The 16,235-nt window shown below is 37.7% G+C and carries 16 protein-coding genes; 15 read left to right on the top strand and 1 reads right to left on the bottom strand.

Annotated features, from left to right (window positions below):
* Window positions 1–3 precede the first annotated feature (3 nt).
* Window positions 4–948, bottom strand: coding sequence for an L-lactate dehydrogenase (locus tag G4Z02_RS09490; protein ID WP_258877781.1), 945 nt, complete (start codon window positions 946–948; stop codon window positions 4–6).
* A gap of 169 nt (window positions 949–1,117) precedes the next feature.
* Here G4Z02_RS09490 and G4Z02_RS09610 point away from each other — a divergent pair, with 169 nt between their 5' ends.
* The 15 genes from G4Z02_RS09610 (at window position 1,118) to G4Z02_RS09415 (ending at window position 16,235) form a co-directional block, all read left to right on the top strand.
* Window positions 1,118–1,462 carry a Rho termination factor N-terminal domain-containing protein gene (locus G4Z02_RS09610; RefSeq protein WP_309544582.1) on the top strand — a complete coding sequence of 115 codons (345 nt, stop codon included), beginning with the start codon at window positions 1,118–1,120 and terminating at the stop codon, window positions 1,460–1,462.
* A gap of 231 nt (window positions 1,463–1,693) precedes the next feature.
* A complete protein-coding gene (locus tag G4Z02_RS09480; RefSeq protein ID WP_258877780.1) occupies window positions 1,694–2,308 on the top strand; it encodes a TetR/AcrR family transcriptional regulator in 615 nt (204 codons plus the stop codon).
* A complete protein-coding gene (locus G4Z02_RS09475; protein ID WP_258877779.1) occupies window positions 2,305–4,074 on the top strand; it encodes an ABC transporter ATP-binding protein in 1,770 nt (589 codons plus the stop codon). The genes G4Z02_RS09480 and G4Z02_RS09475 overlap by 4 nt, the downstream gene beginning before the upstream one ends.
* Window positions 4,064–5,962, top strand: a complete 1,899-nt coding sequence (locus tag G4Z02_RS09470; protein WP_258877778.1) for an ABC transporter ATP-binding protein — start codon at window positions 4,064–4,066, stop codon at window positions 5,960–5,962. Before G4Z02_RS09475 ends, G4Z02_RS09470 begins: the two co-directional genes overlap by 11 nt.
* A 67-nt stretch (window positions 5,963–6,029) precedes the next feature.
* Entirely contained in the window at window positions 6,030–6,899 is an 870-nt protein-coding gene (locus G4Z02_RS09465; protein WP_258877777.1) for a 2-oxoglutarate dehydrogenase, read from the top strand.
* Between the two features lie 289 nt (window positions 6,900–7,188).
* On the top strand, window positions 7,189–9,057 hold the full coding sequence (locus G4Z02_RS09460) for an ABC-F family ATP-binding cassette domain-containing protein (protein ID WP_258877776.1): 1,869 nt from the start codon (window positions 7,189–7,191) through the stop codon (window positions 9,055–9,057).
* A gap of 3 nt (window positions 9,058–9,060) precedes the next feature.
* Window positions 9,061–10,872: an ABC transporter ATP-binding protein gene (locus G4Z02_RS09455; RefSeq protein ID WP_258877775.1), complete on the top strand. Its 1,812-nt coding sequence runs from the start codon at window positions 9,061–9,063 to the stop codon at window positions 10,870–10,872.
* Entirely contained in the window at window positions 10,865–12,697 is a 1,833-nt protein-coding gene (locus G4Z02_RS09450; RefSeq protein ID WP_258877774.1) for an ABC transporter ATP-binding protein, read from the top strand. The genes G4Z02_RS09455 and G4Z02_RS09450 overlap by 8 nt, the downstream gene beginning before the upstream one ends.
* 232 nt (window positions 12,698–12,929) lie before the next feature.
* Complete coding sequence (locus G4Z02_RS09445) at window positions 12,930–13,838, top strand: hypothetical protein (RefSeq protein WP_258877773.1); 909 nt, start codon at window positions 12,930–12,932, stop codon at window positions 13,836–13,838.
* The gene (locus G4Z02_RS09440; RefSeq protein ID WP_258877772.1) at window positions 13,835–14,317 is read left to right on the top strand and encodes a Na+/H+ antiporter subunit E; all 483 of its coding nucleotides are present in this window, start codon (window positions 13,835–13,837) and stop codon (window positions 14,315–14,317) included. The genes G4Z02_RS09445 and G4Z02_RS09440 overlap by 4 nt, the downstream gene beginning before the upstream one ends.
* Window positions 14,314–14,583 carry an MrpF/PhaF family protein gene (locus G4Z02_RS09435; RefSeq protein WP_258877771.1) on the top strand — a complete coding sequence of 90 codons (270 nt, stop codon included), beginning with the start codon at window positions 14,314–14,316 and terminating at the stop codon, window positions 14,581–14,583. The genes G4Z02_RS09440 and G4Z02_RS09435 overlap by 4 nt, the downstream gene beginning before the upstream one ends.
* A complete protein-coding gene (mnhG, locus tag G4Z02_RS09430; protein WP_258877770.1) occupies window positions 14,570–14,911 on the top strand; it encodes a monovalent cation/H(+) antiporter subunit G in 342 nt (113 codons plus the stop codon). Before G4Z02_RS09435 ends, mnhG begins: the two co-directional genes overlap by 14 nt.
* The gene (locus G4Z02_RS09425; protein ID WP_258877769.1) at window positions 14,898–15,152 is read left to right on the top strand and encodes a hydrogenase subunit MbhD domain-containing protein; all 255 of its coding nucleotides are present in this window, start codon (window positions 14,898–14,900) and stop codon (window positions 15,150–15,152) included. Before mnhG ends, G4Z02_RS09425 begins: the two co-directional genes overlap by 14 nt.
* A complete protein-coding gene (gene mbhE / locus G4Z02_RS09420) occupies window positions 15,149–15,895 on the top strand; it encodes a hydrogen gas-evolving membrane-bound hydrogenase subunit E (protein ID WP_258877768.1) in 747 nt (248 codons plus the stop codon). Before G4Z02_RS09425 ends, mbhE begins: the two co-directional genes overlap by 4 nt.
* A 1-nt stretch (window position 15,896) precedes the next feature.
* Window positions 15,897–16,235 carry a sodium:proton antiporter gene (locus G4Z02_RS09415; protein ID WP_258877767.1) on the top strand — a complete coding sequence of 113 codons (339 nt, stop codon included), beginning with the start codon at window positions 15,897–15,899 and terminating at the stop codon, window positions 16,233–16,235.

Below are 16,235 nucleotides of genomic sequence, written 5' to 3'. Positions count from 1 at the left end.
TTTTTAATACCCAATATCGGTTAAGTTCTTTCGAAGAATGTTGGCACTGTTTTGGAGTTTTTTCTTTTCTCCATCGGACAACTGAAATTTGACAATGTGATGTACTCCTTGACGATTTAGTACAACAGGTAAACCGATGTATACATCAGGGTCACATTCATATACGCCATCGTTCAAACTACTGATTGGCATAATTCGATTTTCATTGTTAAAAATAGCAACGGTAATACGAACTAAGGCCATACCAATTCCATAGTAAGTCGCCCGCTTTCGTGATATGATTTCGTATGCAGCGTTGCGAACGTCGCGATAAATATTGTCCAAATCGGTAAAATCAATTTCATCCATCGTATCGACAACATCCATAATTGGTTTTGCTGCAATATTTGCGTTAGACCATACTACGAATTCGCTATCTCCATGTTCACCAAGGATATATGCATGAATATTACGGGGATCTATTTTGACATAGCGTGAAATTTCATAACGTAATCGGGCAGTATCTAAAGAAGTACCACTACCGATAACACGAGATTTATCGAGCCCGGATTCTTTCCATGCAACATACGCTAAAATATCAACAGGATTACTTGCAACCAAAAGGATGCCATTGAATCCACTTTTCATGATGTCTTTGACAACAGATTTGATTATTTGGGCATTGCGGTTTAATAAATGAATTCGAGTTTCACCGTCTTTTTGGTTTACACCAGCAGTGATCACTACCAATCCAGCGTCCTTACATTCATCGTAATCACCGGCACGTATTGTCATTTTTCGTGGAGCGAATGCTAGACCGTGATTTAAATCCATCGCTTCGCCTTCTGCCTTTTTATGATCAATGTCAATAAGTACTAGCTCTTCAACTGCGCCTTGATTTACCAACGCATAGGCATAACTCATACCAACAAAACCAGTACCAACAATAACAACTTTACTTTTTTCCATGTTTTTCACCTCAACTATATTGTACCAAATATAGAAACTTTATAATATAGATATACAACAAATGATTTCGTTATTTGTAAGGAAAATGTTTTCATTGAGGTTTTATTGAATATTACTACTATATTTAGTATAATAAAGTAACAATGATTGGAAAGAAAGGGTGAAATATATGTCATTTTTGGATTTATTCAGAAAGAAGAAAAAACCGAAACAAGAAGAAGTAAAACCAGAACCTGTTCAACAAGAACCGGAAGAGGAAGTCGTTGAACCAGTTGAAGAAGAAGTTGTCGTTGATGAAGTCGTAGCTGAAGAACCAACGCTAGAACCCACAGTTGAAGTTGCACCCGAACCTACTCCTGAACCTGAAGAAGAACCAGAACAACCAGAGAAAAAAGAACCAGAAGTAGATTTGGAAAGCCTAACGGTTGCGGATTTAAAAGCGTTGGCAAAAGATCGTGGTTTAACAGGATATTCTACGTTGAAAAAAGCAGAATTAATTGACTTATTAAAATAACCTCATATGAGGTTTTTTTAATGGAAATATTCACAAAATATTCACACAAGATTCAAAACATGCCCATATAAACTTGTTATAATGAGGTATCATCATTTAAAAAATCCTCTAATAAGCATTATATCCAAAAAAAGTCTCGATCCCCAAGAGACTTTTTTTGTGTTTTAATTGACATATGACACGGTGTCATATAAAATTGAAATGACACATTGTCATAAGAGGAGGTAACGTATGCCAAGAGAAACATTTTTTAACTTAGATGATGACAAGCAATCGAAGATATTTGATGCTGCTGTAAAGGAATTTACAGAGCATCCTCTTCATAAAGCTCGTGTATCACATATTATACGCGAGGCGGAAATCCCCCGTGGTAGTTTTTATCAGTATTTTGAAGACTTAGACGATTTATATTATCACATTATAGATAGTGTATTTGCCACTATTTTTGAAGAAGGACGTCAATTGGCCAATCGTACGGATGATCTATTTGATTATGTCATGCGTTCGTTTATTATTGATCTTGATAATTACATGAACGACGAGCGCCATCGTTTTATTATGAATGTATTAAAAAGCATTGGGTCAAACAATGAGTATTTGGAACATCATAATACGTTGCGACGAGAATATATTATGAGTATCATGGATAAAATGGATTTGTCGAACTTCATCGATTTAACAACCGATGACAAAGTTCAGTTGTATGAGTTTATTCAAAATATTAAACGGATTGTAATACAGAAATCATTAATGATGAACATGAGTCGCGATCGAGCGATTGAACTATTACAATGGCATATAAATATATTACAGCATGGATTGCTAGAAGTAGGAGAACGATTATGAGCAGCTTAGGACGTGTATTTACATACGTTTTTCGATATTGGCCAGCCGTACTATTGTCCGTTGTTTTGATGATTATCAATGTAGTAGCAGCTTTTTACGTGATTCGACTAACTCCCGTATTGATTGATGAAGCGTTGCCAACGCTTGATATGGACTTGTTGTTTGAGACGGGTGGATTAATGATTGGAATTGCATTTGTTGGTCTTATTACGGGTATTATCAATACAATCACATCGCAAAGGGTTGCAATGTATGCAACGGCGGATTTGCGGATGGATTTATTTGAAAAGATTGAACGACTCAGTTTTACAAATATTGATAAGTTTAAAACCAGTCGATTGATTACTACATCAACCAATGATGTAATGCGAATACAACAGTTTTTCCAAATGTTACTGCGGATTATAATCCGTGCCCCATTAATGTTTGGAATCGGTTTATATATGGCGATTGTAACATCGCGAGAATTGTCCAATATATTCTATATTTCCTTACCACTTTTGTTAATTACGATTGTGATTATCATGGTGATTGCTTTCCCTCGTTACATGCGTGTGCAAAAAACAATTGATGGCTTGAATAAGGTTTCATTGGAAACGGCGAATGCGCCACGAGTGATTAAATCGTTTGTCCGTATGGATACAGAAAACCAACGATTTGATGACGCTAACCAATTGTTTAAAAACACTAATGTTGCAGCGGAGAAAGTAAACTTATTTGCAGAACCAATCATCATGTTGATATTTAACTCAACGATTGCAGGTTTAATCTTTTTAGGTGCATACTATATGAATCAAGGGTTATTGATAAACGACCTTACTGGACTACCCAATATTGGTGTGTTAATGGCGTTTAATAACTATACGATGTTTATCTTATTTGGCCTGTTAATGTTTGCAATGATTATGATATTTATCTCTCGAGCATTAGCAAGTGCCAATCGAATTAAAGAAGTGTTAGATGAAGTGATTGATCTTGAAAATGATGAGGATTGCATTCGTGATGTGGATTTGCAAGGTGAAATTGAATTTAAAAACGTTGACTTTGCCTATGAAAAAGATGGTAATCATGTTCTTAATAATATCAGTTTTCATATAAAAACAGGTGAACGCATTGGAATCATTGGTTCGACAGGGAGTGGGAAATCATCGTTGATTCAGCTGATTCCCCGACTCTATGATGTTGTTAATGGTCAGATTTTAATTGATGGTGTCAATATCAAACAGTACGATTTAGCAACCTTACGTTCTCAAATAGGATTTGTTACACAAACGGCGACCATCTTCAGTGGAAGTATTGGTACGAATATGCAAATGGGGAAATCCCATGCATCCTTCGATGAATTGGTTGATGCATCAACACAAGCACAAGCAATGGAGTTTATCGAACAGTATGACGATTGGTTTAACCATGAAACCCAACAAAAAGGTAGTAATTTAAGCGGGGGACAAAAGCAACGAGTGAGTTTAGCACGGGCGTTTGTCCGCCAACCAAAAATTTTGATTTTAGATGACTCAACAAGTGCAGTTGATGCCAAAAGCGAAGAGGCTATCTTACAACAAATTGATGCATTATCCCACGCGATGACCTCGATTGTCATATCGCAAAAGATATCAACCATAAAGGATATGGATAAAATCCTCGTGTTGTCAAACAAAGGTGAAATCGATGGGTTTGCTTCCCATGAAGAACTGATGAAAACCAGTACGGTCTACCAAGAAATTGCCTTATCACAACTTGGAGGAGGTGCCCCATATGAACAATAATGTCGATCATTCTCGCGTTGTCTTGGATAAGCGAGCGATTAAATTACGGAATCAACAAAACAAAGACTATTCCAAAGATCTTAACAAAGTTGTTGGTGGGGGTCCGCGGCGGATGTATCTCGGGAAAAATGCGAGTGATCGCAAAGGTACCATTTTACGTTTGTGGTCCTACTTAGAAGGATACCATGGTGGCATTATTGTCATTTTAGTTGCGAATATTGTTAGCAGTCTGTTAAACCTTGTGATCCCCTATTTATTTGCCTTAGCATTAAATGATTATATAAAAACATTTGATTTTAGTGGAGCGTATCGACTTGCAGGATTGATAATCGTAGTTTCTATGGCCAATAGTCTGATAAGAATGGTTGGACGATATGTAACATTGGTTATCTCTCAAGAAACGGTATCGCGCATACGTAAAGAAGCATTTGATAAACTTCAAGTATTACCAGTGAAATATTACGATACCAATCAACCTGGAGATATTGTCTCGCGAATTACCAATGATGTTGATTTGATTAGTAACGTGCTTGCTGCGTTTATCAATCAGTTTGTTCAATCGGTGATTATGTTGGTAGGTTCTTTAATTATGATGTTTGTATTGAACTGGGCCCTTGCGCTAGTGGTCATTGCATTTGTACCGATTATTTTAGTACTGACAAAACGTATCGCGAAAATCAGTCGTAGTGGATTCATTGCCCAACAAAAACATCTTGGGAATTTAAATAGTATTGTGGAAGAGAGCATTGCCGGATTAAAAGTAATCAAACTCTATGGTCGTGAAGAGGAAATCAAAGATGATTTTATTGATTCCAACATAAAGTTACGAAATGCTGGATATAAAGCACAAGTAGTGTCGGGATTCCTGATGCCGATAGTCGGATTCATTACCAATCTTACCTATGTTGCAGTAATTGGATTTGGAACATGGTTTATCATCATCGGCTTCGCTGGTGTAAGTATCCTCGATATTGCTGCAATCACGCAGTATGCCCGGCAGTTTAGTCAACCAATTTCCAACTTAGCTCAGTTGTTTAATACAATTCAACAAGGTATTGCGGGTGCCGAACGCGTGTTCAATGTCATTGATGAAGCCAGTGAGTATGAAAATGATGGGTCGATTGAGATTGAGGATTTACATGGACATGTAGAATTTGATGGTGTTCACTTCGCCTATGAAGAAGGAAAAGAAGTATTAACAAATATTTCTTTTGAAGCAACGATTGGGAAGACCATCGCCATTGTCGGGCCAACCGGAAGTGGGAAAACAACAATTATCAATTTGCTGAATCGCTTCTATGATATTGAACAAGGTACCATTCGAATCGATGATGTGGACATCAAAGAGTATAAGAAAGATCATCTTCGAAAACATATCGGTGTTGTCCTTCAAGACACAAGCTTGTTCACAGGTAGTGTCTATGATAACATTGTATATGGTCGAATCGATGCGACAAAAGATGATGTGGAGGCAGCCGCTAAGATGGCAAATGCCCATGATTTTATCATGAAATTACCTCATGGATACGAAACTGAAGTTACTGAAGGGGGAAATAATTTCTCCCAGGGTGAACGACAACTGATATCAATCGCACGGACAATATTGTCCAATCCCGATATTCTCATTTTGGATGAAGCGACCAGTAATGTCGATACGAGAACGGAGTTTAAGATTCAAGAGAGCATGCATCGGTTAATGCAAGGTCGAACCAGTTTTGTCATTGCCCATCGACTGCAAACCATTCGCAATGCGGATAAAATCTTAGTCATTAAAGATGGACAATTAATTGAACAAGGAGATCATCATTCGTTACTACAAGATCGTGGTTTCTACTATGATTTATATACCACACAATTTAAAGATTTGGTTCTTGAAGAGGGTGTCTAGTACATCCTCTTTTTTTCTTTACTTATCGTGGTTGAGTTTGCTATAATGAAGCAAGGAGCGTGAGAATATGAAACGACGAATTGGGGACCGAAAAGATGGCTATAAATTACGAAAAGCAAATCCATTCTTTCGGCTAATACCACACATTATGCCCGAGCGAAATGACGCTCAAATCTTTTTTGAAGAACGAGTGTATCTTGATAAACCAAATGAGGTAATTCGACAACTACGTCGTGAAGGACATCGTGTTGGGTTTTTACACATCGTTTTAGCGAGTATGGTTCGTGTTATTTCCCAAAAACCAAAAGTCAATCGATTTGTCGTTGGAAAACGGACATACGCCCGTAATGAAATATCGATTTCATTGGCTGTAAAAAAAGAAATGAAAGAAGAAGCAGAAGAAACGACTATTAAAGTCAAATTTCAACCAACCGACACCATCTATGATGTGATTGAACGCGTAAATGATGCGATTGAAAACAACAAAGGGGAAAGTGAAGACAACAATACTGATAAATTTGCGAAGTTTTTCCATGTTCTACCTCAGTTTATCGTCACCTTTGCTGTGTGGTTCATTAAATGGATGGATCGTCATAATATGTTACCAAAATTTATTCTTGAGCTAAGTCCGTTTCACTCCAGTCTGTTTGTGACAGATTTGGGATCGCTAGGAATTAAGCCGGTCTATCATCATATCTATAACTTCGGTACAAACACAATATTTATCGCATTCGGTGTTCGCTCAAAGGAACAAATAATTGATGATGATTTAAGTGTTTCTCAACGCAAAGCAATGGATTTAAAAGTCGTCGCAGATGAACGCGTTGTAGATGGTTATTACTTTGCAAGTGCAATCAAATTAGCAATGCGTATCATGAGCAATCCCGAGGTCTTGCTGACACCACCTGAAGCGGTGTTTGAGGACGATGAGATATAATTTTAAAAAAATATTGTAAACCCTTTACAAGCATAATGTAGTATGCTAAACTTAGAGAGGTTAATAGTTGCAAATTCGAACGAAAGGAGTGATGGGCATGATGACATTTATCTATGCACCTCAAGCAAGCAATGATGTATTACCAGCTTTTTTTGTCATGCAAAAAAATCCATCACTCATGAAACATACGAATCTATAACAATTCGTAAAACGTCTCTATTTTTAATGTGACGAATGTGTCTTTCATGGATGATGAAAGGCACTTTTTTTATGAATTGAGGTGAACACGATGAATATTTTAACAATATCAAAATTAAAAAAAGAGTTCAGTGGTGAATTGTTATTTCACAACATCTCTTTTGACATAAATAGTAAAGATAAAATCGCTGTTATTGGTAAAAATGGAACCGGAAAATCAACATTATTAAAAATGATTCAAGGTGAAATTCGTGCTGATGAAGGTGATATTTATATTAATAAACAAGCAACCATTGGCTATTTATCACAAGATGTAATATCTCAAAAAGATAACACATTATATCAAGAAATGCTGGATGTCTTTGAGGATATCATGTATCTTGAACAACGGATACACGATATCACCAATCAAATGGAAGAAGAACCGGAAAATGCTGAGTTGATCAAAGCATACAGCCAAATCGTACACCGATACGAAGTGATCGGCGGGTATGAGTACCAAACCAAAATTCAAATGATCCTCAGTCAATTCGGATTTGATGAGTCAATGTTTGAACGTCAGATATCGAGTTTTAGCGGTGGTGAAAAAACGCGTGTTGCATTTGCGAAATTACTACTGGAAAATCCAGATTTATTAATACTGGATGAGCCAACCAACCATCTCGACATTGAAATTATTGACTGGTTGGAAGATTACTTAACCAAGTATGACGGTGCAGTTCTGATTGTGACACATGATAAGTATTTCATCAGTAAGGTTTGTCGAAAAATGATTGAAATTGATCATCATACATCCCATGTCTATCATGGAACTTTCGATCAGTACCAGGAAGAAAAAGTGAAACGATATGAGTTGTTACTGAAGCAATATAATCGTCAACAAAAAGAGATTGCACACTTGCAAAGTTTTATTGACCGATTTCGATATAATGCGAAACGAGCAAGTCTTGCGAAGGATCGACAAAAGAAAATTGATCGAATCGAAAAAATTGAAAAACCACATTTATCTAAACAGCGTGTCCATATTCAGTTAACTGGAAAACGACCCACGCGAGAAATTATTTTACAAGCGAAGGAATTATCAATTGGATATCCAAATAATACTCTTCTCAGCAATATTAATTTTACCATGCGAGGGTTTGATAAACTCGCAATTGTTGGTCCAAATGGAACAGGAAAAACAACGTTATTACGTGTGATTGACAAAACATTATCTCCGCTTTCTGGGTCCATTTATTTCTTGCGGAACTATAAAATTGGATACTTTGACCAAAATCAAGAATCTCTTCATTGTGATAAAACAATATTTAGCGAAATTCACGATTATCATCCGATGTATACCAATTATGATATACGTAGTGTGGCCGCCAAATTCTTATTCTTTGGTGATGATTTGGACAAACCAATTCATATATTGAGTGGTGGTGAAAAAGTCCGACTCGTATTATTACTGATGATGCTAGAAGAACCAGACTTACTCATTTTAGATGAACCAACAAACCATCTTGATATTGAAACAAAAGATATCGTTGAAGATGTCTTAAGCCAGTTTATGGGACCGATAATATTTGTTTCTCATGACCGGTACTTCATCAATAAAATTGCAACAAAACTTGTGCATCTTGATGCGCAAGAGGCTATCGAGTTTACAGGATCATATGATGCCTTTAAGGAATCACGTAAACCAGTGAAATCGGAGCCGAAAGCGACGTTAAAACGTCAGGAAAAACCACAAACACAATCGGTACAAAAACAAATTAAGCAAACAGAACATCAGATTCAATTACTCGAACAGGAAATTCATGAGTTACGTCAAGAGACGTTTATTCCCGAGGTATATGAAGATTATAATAAAATCCATGCCTTACAAGATGATATTCGTCACAAAGAACAAACGCTACACGAGTTGGAAGAGAGTTATTACAATCTGTTGGAAGCACATGAGAGAAATGAGGTGTAACCGATGAAACGATTGAAACAAATGACAAAATGGATGAAAGGCTATCGATTAATTTACTTGATCGCGGTTCTTTTACTGGTTTCATTACAGTATCTACGTACGTTGTCACCATTATTCATGACGCACATCGTTGATACGATATTCAATGGAATCAATTCACCATTACCACAATTTATCCAAGTATTTTTACAAGGAGATACGATTCGGTCCCAATTACTAATTGTCGCAATCGTCTATGTATCCTTTACTTTAATTCGTGTTGTAATTATGTTCGGTCGCCGAATGATCAACGCGTATTTTACAGAGAATATCGCATATAACATGCGAAATACGTTATACAACAAACTGCAAAATTTAAGCTTTACCTATCATAGTCATGCTGAAACAGGAGATTTGATTCAGCGCTGTACGACCGATGTTGATACCTATCGCCGCTTTATCGGGGAACAATTAATTGAGATTTTCCGATTGTTCTTCTTGATTGGTTTTACCATCTTTCAGATGATGTTAATCAGTCCGAAAATGACGGGATATAGTGTAATCGTAACACCGATTATCTTTGCCGCAGCATTCGTTTACTTCATCTATGTTAAGAAAGTATTCAAACGTGTCGAAGAAGCAGAAGCAAAAATGACAACAACCCTGCAAGAAAGCGTTACTGGAATCCGTGTTGTTAAAGCATTTGCAAAAGAACAATACGAAATAACTAAATTTGATGAGGATTCTCAAAACTACTATGAAGAAGACATTCGATTATTAAAATTGATGGCGTACTTCTGGGGTGGGACGGATTTTATCATCTTTATTCAGTACGCGATCACCTTAAGTGTTGGTATCGTTATGACAGTAAATAATGAACTGACACTCGGTGAGTACATTGCCTTCTTATCCTTTATTGGGATGATTGTATGGCCACTTCGTCAATTAGGACGGATTGTTGGTGATTTCGGGAAAACAACCGTTGCCCTTGATCGATTGGATGAAATTGTACTGCAAACAAGTGAACATAAAGATGATGCGACCTTTGAACCGGTTATTTCTGGTAAAGTGGAGTTCAAGGAAGTGACCTTCCAGTTTGACGATGACCACAAACCGCTATTGAAAAACATTTCATTTACCGTTGAACGTGGTGAGAGCGTTGCGATTGTCGGTAAAACAGGTAGCGGAAAATCTACGCTTATTAACTTGATGGTACGACTGTTGGATTATAACAGTGGATCCATTCTATTTGATGATGTCGATATCAAGGACATCAATAAGAAACATTTACGGAAAAATGTTGGTATTATTATGCAAGAACCATTCCTGTACAGTCGTACGGTGTATGACAACATTGGAATCATGGACGAGAATGCCGAAGAGGACAAAGTCTATCGAGCAGCATCCATTGCCGCTTTACATGAAGACATTGTCAATTTTGAAAGTGGATATAAAACGATTGTTGGAGAACGAGGTGTAACACTCAGTGGTGGCCAAAAGCAACGTGTCGCTATTGCTCGAATGCTACTCCACAGCAAACCGGTATTGATTTTTGACGATAGTCTAAGTGCTGTTGATACGGAAACTGATATTCAAATCCGACGTGCCTTAAACGATTACTGGAAAAACACAACCGTATTTATTATTACTCATCGCATAACCACGGCAATGGAAGCCGACAAGATTATTGTGATCGACAAAGGTGAAATTGTGGAAATGGGTACCCATGATCAGTTGTTAGCACAACAAGGTATTTACAATGAATTATGGGACATTCAAACCAACATCGAGTACGATTATCAACAATTGGAAAGAGAGGTGGGAACACATGAATAACTACTTTGACGAAGAAGAATATACTGAGAGTAAGTTTGACCTTGAAATTTGGATTAAAATCTTCAAGATGATGACGCCATTTAAGAAACACCTGATCGTCGGTGTTGCTGCAGCAATCATGCTTGCTGCTGTAGATGCAGTGTACCCCCAAATTAACCGGTATGCGATTTTGATGGCTGGGGATAAAGATCTCAGTAAATTACCACTATTTATCGGTCTATACATTGTCCTGATGATTGTGATTGGATCGATGGTATATACCTTCATTATCCATGCGGGAAAACTGCAACAAAAACTATCGTATACATTACGTAAAAAGGCCTTTCATAACTTGCAGAAATTGCCGTTTTCATACTACGATAAAACACCTGTAGGTTGGATTATGGCACGGATGACGAGTGATTCACGGAACTTATCCGAAATCCTTAGTTGGGGTATGATTGATATGTCATGGGGATCATTAATGATGATTTTTATCACCATAGCAATGTTACTAACAGATTGGCAATTAGCCCTCATTGTACTAGCGGTTATGCCGATACTATTACTTGTCAGTTATTACTTCCGCAAGAAAATCTTACATGCATATCGGAAAATTCGGAAAGAAAATTCGAAAATCACTGGTGCCTTTAATGAAGGAATTACTGGAGCAAAAACCACAAAAACATTGGTACTAGAAGAACAGAATTATCGCGATTTTGATCGCAAAACGTCGACGATGAAACGACACTCGATTCGAGCTGCGATGTTTGCTGGATTGTATTTTCCAACGATATTGTTTATCGCCTCGGTTGCAACGGGAGTTGTCATGTATTATGGTGGAAATCGGATTGCGTTGGATATCATTGAAGTGGCCACATTGGCTACCTTCATCATGTATATTGGACAATTCTTTGATCCCGTTATGCAACTTGCAAATATTCTCGCTCGCTTTCAACAAGCCCAAGCATCTGCCGAACGATTGATGTCGTTAATCGAAACCGAACCCGATATTTGGGATCGGCCGGATGTCATTGACACCTATGGTGACGCGATTGACTTTAAAAGAGAGAACTGGGAACCATTACACGGTAAAGTGGAGTTTCGCGATGTCACCTTTAAGTACGACAAGGGAGAAAAGGTACTGGATCACTTTAACTTAACGATTAACGAAGGAGAAAGCATTGCCTTGGTTGGTCATACCGGTGCTGGTAAATCGACCATTGTCAACCTTGTCTGTCGTTTTTACGAACCAACCGATGGCACGATTCTCATCGATGGCAGAGACTACAAAGATCGCAGTTTAGGATGGCTCCATGCGAACCTTGGATATGTGCTTCAATCCCCGCATTTATTTAGCGGTACGATTAAAGATAATATTCAATACGGTAACGAAGAAGCAACAATGGAGGACATCATCGAAGCCGCGAAACTTGTCGAAGCCCATGATTTCATCATCGAATTTGAAGATGGGTATGACACGGTTGTTGGTGAAGGTGGAGCACGCTTAAGCGTCGGTCAAAAACAGTTGATCAGTTTTGCAAGAGCTCTGATTGCAAATCCCCGAATTCTCATCCTTGATGAAGCAACCAGCAGTGTCGATACGAAAACCGAAAAAAGCATTCAACGAGCCATTGAAGTTGTATTGCGTAATCGCACAAGTATTGTGGTAGCCCACCGGTTATCGACGATTACGACAAGTGATCGCATCTTGGTTTTAGAAGATGGTAACATTATTGAATCAGGAACCCATCAAGAACTGATTAAAGAAACCGGTAAATACTATCAACTCTATACCAATCAATTCAAAAATGAGCAAGTTGAGAAATCACGTATTAGCTCTTAAAGGACACCAAATTGGTGTTCTTTTTTTTGATAGTAAAGAGAATATTTTCTAATTATGTGCATATGCACCTTAATATACATAAAAATTATAATTATATAAATCACTGATTCATACTATTTAGCCACATTGAGCCATTAAACCATTAGGTTGTAATATGGTCTTAAATTCGTATACAAAATAACTAGTTGTATCACAAACTTAGTTTGTTATAATGTTGATGTGGTGATGAAATATGAGTAAAATTGAAGCGTTTAATCATAGATTAAATCAAAGCTATCAACGTCCGCAGCATACAGGTAATGAATTTCGTGATCAAGTCGATATGTCACTTCGTTCATTGATACGTACATTATCATCGAAATCACGTGCATGTATAATAGGCGCTGGAAAATGTAAAGATTTTTCCTTGCCTATTTTTATTGAGCATTTCTCTCATGTAGTGTTGACAGATGTGGATCTTGTCTCGATACAAGAATGGGACAAATACCAACATACAGTTCAAATTAAGCAGGTTGAATATACCGGTTTTGATGATGCGTTGTTTTTTGAAGATTTTAAGGCTCGTGTTGCCACGACGCAGTCGTATGAGAAACTCGATCAAATTCTGCAACAGAAGCTATCACCGATTGTCGAGTACCGTTTTTTAGAAGAAGAGTTTCACAGGCATGACGTTGTCTATGTCAGTCCGATTTATACGCAATTGGTGTATCAGCAATTTTTACTGGAGTGTAGCGAACTCCGTAGCCATGGATATCCGGAGCACCTTCTGAAGTACCTCGAAGAAAAGATGCTTGAGGAAATGCCGGCTATTATTGATCGTTTTAATGATAATGTGCTCCAACTCCTTAAAAAGGACGGGTACCTGATGGTACTCAGCGATATCTTTGAACTCAATAATGGAAGTGATTTTTACTTGCGAGTGAAAAATGGAATCAAAAGTAAAGATGTGATGGATGAAATCTATGAAGGCTATGTGAATAAATATGGTATTGGCCTTGGAGATTATGGTCTATATAACCTTGACGAAAAAGTCGTAGAACAACGGAGTAAGTGGCTATTTTGGCCATTCTCTGAAGAACGCAGTTTCGCCGTCAAGATGAAAATATATAAGAACACTCAAACTAAAGGAGGAACATTATGAAATATGTAGCAACGTTTCTTGTACTCTTTGCAATCTATGTCTTATTAGCAGGATTTGCAGTACAGGAACTGATACTAGGTGCATTGATCAGTGTGATATTAACGATAATTATCGCGCGTTATGTCAATTATCAAGTTGATCTCAAATTGCCACTACGGATTGTCATTTTTCTAGTGATATATCTACCAGTTTTTATCTGGCAATTATTGCTTGCTAACCTTGATGTTGCACGTCGGGTATTAAGTCCGAAAATTCCCCTCAATCCGGGATTCGTTAAAATCGATTCCGAATTGCAGGGTGATTTTGCAAAATTGATGTTAGCAAACTCAATTACATTGACACCTGGTACATTAAGCGTCGATGTTCATGAACAGGATTTATATGTTCATACCGTTGATGTTAAAGGCTCAACGCAAGAAGAGCACAAAGCACATATCAGTGCGTTATTTGAATCGATTCTAGGGAGGGTGTTCAAATGAATGATGTATTGAATTATATCGTATTTGGTCTGGTAGCAACTGGGATGTTGTTTGCCGTTATTCGCTTGATTAAAGGACCGAAAGTATCGGATCGAGCTGTTGCCCTAGATACATTTAATGTCATCGTTATTGGATCCATTGGTTTACTTAGTTTCGTATTTGATAATGGTCTGTATTTGGATATTGCTATTGTCTATGGAATCTTAGCATTCTTAGAAACCATCGTCTTTGCACGATATTTGGAGGGAAATCATGACCATCGTTGAGATTAGTAGTTATGTATTTATGATCATTGGTGGAGTGTTCTATTTCCTCGGTGGTCTTGGCGTGTTACGGATGCCCGATACATTTAATCGAATTCAAGCTGGTACCAAAGCGACAACGCTTGGTGCATTTAGTCTGTTGATTGGTGTTGGAATCGCTCATCCTGAGTGGTTGTTAAAAGTTGTGTTAATCATTATCTTTATTGCCCTATCCAACCCGATTGGAAGTAGTGTGCTTGCCAAAGCAACCTACAAAGCGTATGGGGCACCGGATAATGTTGTTGAAGATGATTTGAAAGAATGGTTTGGAGGTGACGATGATGCTCGTTAGTGTACTTGAACTTATCCTGGGAATATTCATTGTCGTGTTAGCCTTTTTAGCCATCAATGTCAAAAGTTTGATTAAAACGGTGATGTTTTTATCAGCAATGTCAATGTTAAGTGTATTGGCATTTGTAATGATGCATGCACCGGATGTTGCGGTTACTGAAGCCGTCATTGGTAGTGGACTTGTAACGAGTTTATTTGTCTTTACCTTATTATCTGTACGAAAGGTGGAGCGTAAACAATGAAACAATTTCTCAGTTTTATCGTCGTCGCTGCACTCGGTGTCTTAATTGTACTGAGCTTGCAAGGAAATGCCTTGTTTGTCGAGTATGGAGATATCCGTGTTGCTGATCGTATTTCCCAACAGTTTATCGATCGTGATGTGAATGGAGCAAACAGTGGTGTTGAGTTTGGTGAGAGCGTAGATCTTGAAAGCGGTCCAGCAAATATCGTTACATCGATTGTTGCCGATTATCGTAGTTTTGACACGTTGGGTGAAATTACCGTGTTGTTTATTAGTTCATTAGGAGTCGCTTTGTTACTTGCAACGTCCAAAGCCAAACGAATGGAGTTGGATTTCCATCCGAACTTCATGCTCAAAGTTGGTTCAAGAGCATTATTTGGAATCATCTTGATGACTGGAGTATTCATCATTGTTCATGGACATTTAACACCTGGTGGAGGGTTCCCAGGAGGAACGATGATTGCGTCGAGTATTTTACTGCTGTATCTCGCAGATGACGAGTTTCGAACGAAAGTGAAGTCGTTTAAAGTACTGGAAAGTATTGCGGGTAGCTTATATGTCATTATCGGTTTAGTTGGATTGTTTGTCTTTGATTACTTCCTGATAAATTTCCTTGATAATGGAATTCTAGGTGAACTGGTTAGTTCTGGAATTATTCCGATTGTATATGTCCTAATCGGATTAAAAGTAGGTAGTGAAATTTCGGGAATTATCGACCATTTCTTAACAGAGGAGGCTATGTAATATGTTGCAATATGTAGCGATTATCCTCATCATGTTAGGATTGTATGGATTATTAACGCAACGAAATGTGATTAAAATCATCATTTCGCTCAATGTATTAGAAATAGGATTGAATATTTTTATTATTAGTGTCGGGTATGTTACAGATGGTGTTGCACCAATTTTCACTAGTACATATCCTACCAATGCGGTCGCATTTGTTGATCCGCTACCACAAGCATTGGTCTTAACGGCAATTGTCATCGGTGTTGGTACGACAGCACTAGGACTAGCGCTTGCAAAAAACATCTACAATCAATATGGTACATTTGATTTAGATGAGATTAAGGGGGAGGAATAA

Source organism: Candidatus Xianfuyuplasma coldseepsis (assembly GCF_014023125.1).
GTDB lineage: Bacteria > Bacillota_I > Bacilli_A > Izemoplasmatales > Izemoplasmataceae > Xianfuyuplasma > Xianfuyuplasma coldseepsis.
The sequence above is the reverse complement of the archived record's forward strand: the minus strand, read 5'-3'. Positions and strand labels throughout refer to the sequence as shown.

What these genes read in the sequence shown, in the direction of transcription:
- G4Z02_RS09445 (WP_258877773.1), top strand. Translation starts at nt 12,930, where the DNA reads ATGAGTAAAATTGAAGCGTTTAATCATAGATTAAATCAAAGCTATCAA.
- G4Z02_RS09465 (WP_258877777.1), top strand. Translation starts at nt 6,030, where the DNA reads ATGAAACGACGAATTGGGGACCGAAAAGATGGCTATAAATTACGAAAA.
- G4Z02_RS09480 (WP_258877780.1), top strand. Translation starts at nt 1,694, where the DNA reads ATGCCAAGAGAAACATTTTTTAACTTAGATGATGACAAGCAATCGAAG.
- G4Z02_RS09470 (WP_258877778.1), top strand. Translation starts at nt 4,064, where the DNA reads ATGAACAATAATGTCGATCATTCTCGCGTTGTCTTGGATAAGCGAGCG.
- mnhG (WP_258877770.1), top strand. Translation starts at nt 14,570, where the DNA reads ATGACCATCGTTGAGATTAGTAGTTATGTATTTATGATCATTGGTGGA.
- G4Z02_RS09475 (WP_258877779.1), top strand. Translation starts at nt 2,305, where the DNA reads ATGAGCAGCTTAGGACGTGTATTTACATACGTTTTTCGATATTGGCCA.
- G4Z02_RS09415 (WP_258877767.1), top strand. Translation starts at nt 15,897, where the DNA reads ATGTTGCAATATGTAGCGATTATCCTCATCATGTTAGGATTGTATGGA.
- G4Z02_RS09435 (WP_258877771.1), top strand. Translation starts at nt 14,314, where the DNA reads ATGAATGATGTATTGAATTATATCGTATTTGGTCTGGTAGCAACTGGG.
- G4Z02_RS09450 (WP_258877774.1), top strand. Translation starts at nt 10,865, where the DNA reads ATGAATAACTACTTTGACGAAGAAGAATATACTGAGAGTAAGTTTGAC.
- G4Z02_RS09610 (WP_309544582.1), top strand. Translation starts at nt 1,118, where the DNA reads ATGTCATTTTTGGATTTATTCAGAAAGAAGAAAAAACCGAAACAAGAA.
- G4Z02_RS09455 (WP_258877775.1), top strand. Translation starts at nt 9,061, where the DNA reads ATGAAACGATTGAAACAAATGACAAAATGGATGAAAGGCTATCGATTA.
- G4Z02_RS09425 (WP_258877769.1), top strand. Translation starts at nt 14,898, where the DNA reads ATGATGCTCGTTAGTGTACTTGAACTTATCCTGGGAATATTCATTGTC.
- mbhE (WP_258877768.1), top strand. Translation starts at nt 15,149, where the DNA reads ATGAAACAATTTCTCAGTTTTATCGTCGTCGCTGCACTCGGTGTCTTA.
- G4Z02_RS09460 (WP_258877776.1), top strand. Translation starts at nt 7,189, where the DNA reads ATGAATATTTTAACAATATCAAAATTAAAAAAAGAGTTCAGTGGTGAA.
- G4Z02_RS09490 (WP_258877781.1), bottom strand. Translation starts at nt 948, where the DNA reads ATGGAAAAAAGTAAAGTTGTTATTGTTGGTACTGGTTTTGTTGGTATG.
- G4Z02_RS09440 (WP_258877772.1), top strand. Translation starts at nt 13,835, where the DNA reads ATGAAATATGTAGCAACGTTTCTTGTACTCTTTGCAATCTATGTCTTA.